The organism is Ruegeria sp. CDSA077 (assembly GCF_059612265.1).
Genome location: NZ_JBXWQG010000030.1, coordinates 1 through 2,766, shown reverse-complemented (window position 1 = coordinate 2,766; position 2,766 = coordinate 1). Strand labels below are relative to the sequence as shown.

Annotated in this window: 3 protein-coding genes; all 3 read left to right on the top strand. The window is 50.0% G+C overall.

Annotated features, from left to right (window positions below):
- The first annotated feature begins 416 nt into the window (after window positions 1-416).
- The 3 genes from AC2FLE_RS21345 (at window position 417) to AC2FLE_RS21335 (ending at window position 2,763) form a co-directional block, all read left to right on the top strand.
- Complete coding sequence (locus tag AC2FLE_RS21345; RefSeq protein WP_496699615.1) at window positions 417-947, top strand: TetR/AcrR family transcriptional regulator; 531 nt, start codon at window positions 417-419, stop codon at window positions 945-947.
- Window positions 948-1,070: 123 nt separating this feature from the next.
- Window positions 1,071-1,484 carry an ester cyclase gene (locus AC2FLE_RS21340; RefSeq protein WP_496699614.1) on the top strand — a complete coding sequence of 138 codons (414 nt, stop codon included), beginning with the start codon at window positions 1,071-1,073 and terminating at the stop codon, window positions 1,482-1,484.
- A 202-nt stretch (window positions 1,485-1,686) separates the two neighbouring features.
- A complete protein-coding gene (locus tag AC2FLE_RS21335; RefSeq protein ID WP_496699612.1) occupies window positions 1,687-2,763 on the top strand; it encodes a DUF2652 domain-containing protein in 1,077 nt (358 codons plus the stop codon).
- Window positions 2,764-2,766 lie beyond the last annotated feature (3 nt).

Genomic DNA, 2,766 nt, shown 5'->3' with positions numbered 1-2,766 from the left:
GAATGCTCGTGCAAATGGTCAAGGTCAGGGCAGGCTCGTTCGACTATCGGAACTTTGCCTCTCAGCGAATTTCATCGAACTGGTCATTGAAGGCCGCGCTGGAATGCGAAAATTGAGCCACGCATTTTCTGCGGTTGGTTTGAACAATAAGAATGGCGGTCAATCCTGACGTCAATTTGAGAAAACGCGGGAGCATTCTCGCTACACGGAGCAACGATAAATCAACTACTTGCCTGCGAGTTGGAATTTAAGAGCGCACCATGCAAAACGTGGTAGTTAACGAAGATTCTACCCTCGTAACGGTTTTTCCTGATCTTGCTCAGACGGTGCGTGTTGCGATTTTTAAATGATCATTTTAATATACTCCGATGGGTAGACCAAGATCATATTCACGCGAAGCTGTAGTTGAAAAAGCCATGGGTGTTTTTTGGCAAAACGGCTACAAAGCTGCATCGATAAGTGACGTTGTCCGCGAAACCGGGCTGAACACGGCCAGCATGTACAAGGAGTTTGGAGACAAGGAAGGATTGTTCTCAGCAGCTTTGGATCATTACCGCGATCATGTTATCGGACCGCGCTATCGTATTTTGATCGACAACCCTAACTTAGAAGGCGTCGAAATGTTTCTCCGAAACGTTTTTTTGGGGGCCGCCAAGTCGGAATACAAGGGCTGCCTGATGATGAACCACCTTGCACAAAAGCATGTGATAAGTCCTGAAGCCGCAAAGCAAGTGGGCGCGTTCTGCGCAGAAGTCGAGTCATTGGTTGAAACTGCTCTTCGTAATGCCCAGGCGGATGGAGATATCGGGGCGGAGAAGGACACGGCGCAGCTTGCGAGCTTTGTGGTTTTTTGCGTTCACGGGACCGTCTTGTATGGGCGGCACGACGAAAAAAAGCACGCGATACCAAACTTTTACGACTTGATCATGAGGGAAATTCGCGAGTGAATTTCATCCCTTATTTATTTTAAAATTGATTTTTTAAAATAAATGTTCTAAAACTATCCCATCCAGCCGGAATTGAAGGCAACGACGTGCTGGACGTAGTGAAACAGGGATAGGAGAAACACGATGAGTATTTCCGAAACGGCTATGGCCTTCTTTGATGCATGCGAAACAGGCAAAGGCTGGAAAGTCTGCAAGTCATACTGTCAGGACGGTGCCGCTTTTACATGTGAAGCCGACGCATTGGCCGATATCTCGACAATCGAAGGTTATACAGCTTGGACCGCCGGAATTTTGACCCCAATCCCAGATGGCAATTACGACATCACCTCATTCTCGACTGATCACGAACGGAACATCGTAACGGCCACAGCAGTATTCAGAGGCAAACAAACCGGTGAAGGTGGACCAGTTCCTGCCACCGGCAAAGAAATCGCAACCAACTATGCCTACGTTATGGAATTTGAAGGCGATAAGATCGCCCGAATGACCAAAATCTGGAATGATGGGCACTCTCTAAAACAACTCGGATGGGTGTAGTGACGTCGCTATAGCGTCGGCGCCATTTAGGGGCTGTTTTGCGGGAACTTGGTAACCACTTCGGGCTCTCACCGGCAACTTTGCGTCTGAGCTCCAGCCTACACATCAAGATGACCGTCTATGGCGCATTTGGACCCAAAGTGGTTTTGAACCCTTTGTAGGTCAAAATAACCGCGCCAAACACTCTTTTGGGGAGCGTGCCATGTCAACACAAACTGGATATCTGTTGATCGCCGACATTTCCGGCTACACACAATTTTTGACCACTTCGGAAATGGATCACGCTAATCCGATTTTGCATTCCTTGCTGGGCGTTCTGATCGAACAGGTGGGTGATCCGCTCCATTTCTGGAAAACCGAAGGCGATGCCGTTCTGGCATATTCGACGCGGCAGGATTTCCCCTCCGGCGAGACCTTCCTGACCATCTGCGAGAATCTCTACAACGCATTTGCTCTTCGTCGGCAGGACATAATTGCCAACACAACCTGTACCTGCAACGCGTGTGCCAATGTCGGAGGGCTGGATTTGAAGGTTATCACCCATCATGGCCAGTTCGAAGAAATACAACTTGGCCCGGTAAAAGACTTTTCCGGCGCCGACGTTGTTCTGGTCCACCGAATGGCCAAGACGAACGTTGTTGAAGCCACCGGTGTACGCAGTTACGCGCTGTTTAGCGAGGCCGCTGCAAACGCCATGGATATCAAAGGCATAGTGGAACCGTTTTCACAGGACATCGAACATTTTGGCGAGGTTTCGATGAAGGTCTATGATTTGGCTAAATCTTGGGAACGTTTGCGTGCAAACCGCGAGCGCCATTTCTTGACCAAGGAAGACGGAGTTTGGACGTTCCTCCATCATTTCGATGCCCCAATTGCAGTCGTTTGGGAGGCGTTGGTCGCGCCGGAACTAAAGCTGAAATGGATGAACCGTGTACAGGAAATCACCGTCGACAGCCCACAAGGGCGTCTCGGCAATGGGGCGGGATATCATTGCTCTCACGAATTGGCGGACTTTTTCTATCGCATCACTGATTGGGAACCGTTCGACTATTTCTCGACCTGCATCCAGGATCCGGCGCGCACTGGAGTAAGCCTGCCCGAGACATATCAGCTGACGCAAACGAACTCTGGCACCGACTTGCGATACACAATGGGTCAAGCGACGGATGCCGAGGGCAATAGGTCGGAAATCTCAGAACAGGAGGTTTCAGCGTTCCTGGCAGAATTCTGGGCCGCATCGTTCTCTGATCTGGACGAACAACTCAAGGCCTCGACCTAAGAG

Excerpts from the sequence above, each read along its gene's own strand:
- AC2FLE_RS21340 (WP_496699614.1), top strand. The coding sequence starts at position 1,071 with ATGAGTATTTCCGAAACGGCTATGGCCTTCTTTGATGCATGCGAAACA.
- AC2FLE_RS21345 (WP_496699615.1), top strand. The coding sequence starts at position 417 with ATGGGTGTTTTTTGGCAAAACGGCTACAAAGCTGCATCGATAAGTGAC.
- AC2FLE_RS21335 (WP_496699612.1), top strand. The coding sequence starts at position 1,687 with ATGTCAACACAAACTGGATATCTGTTGATCGCCGACATTTCCGGCTAC.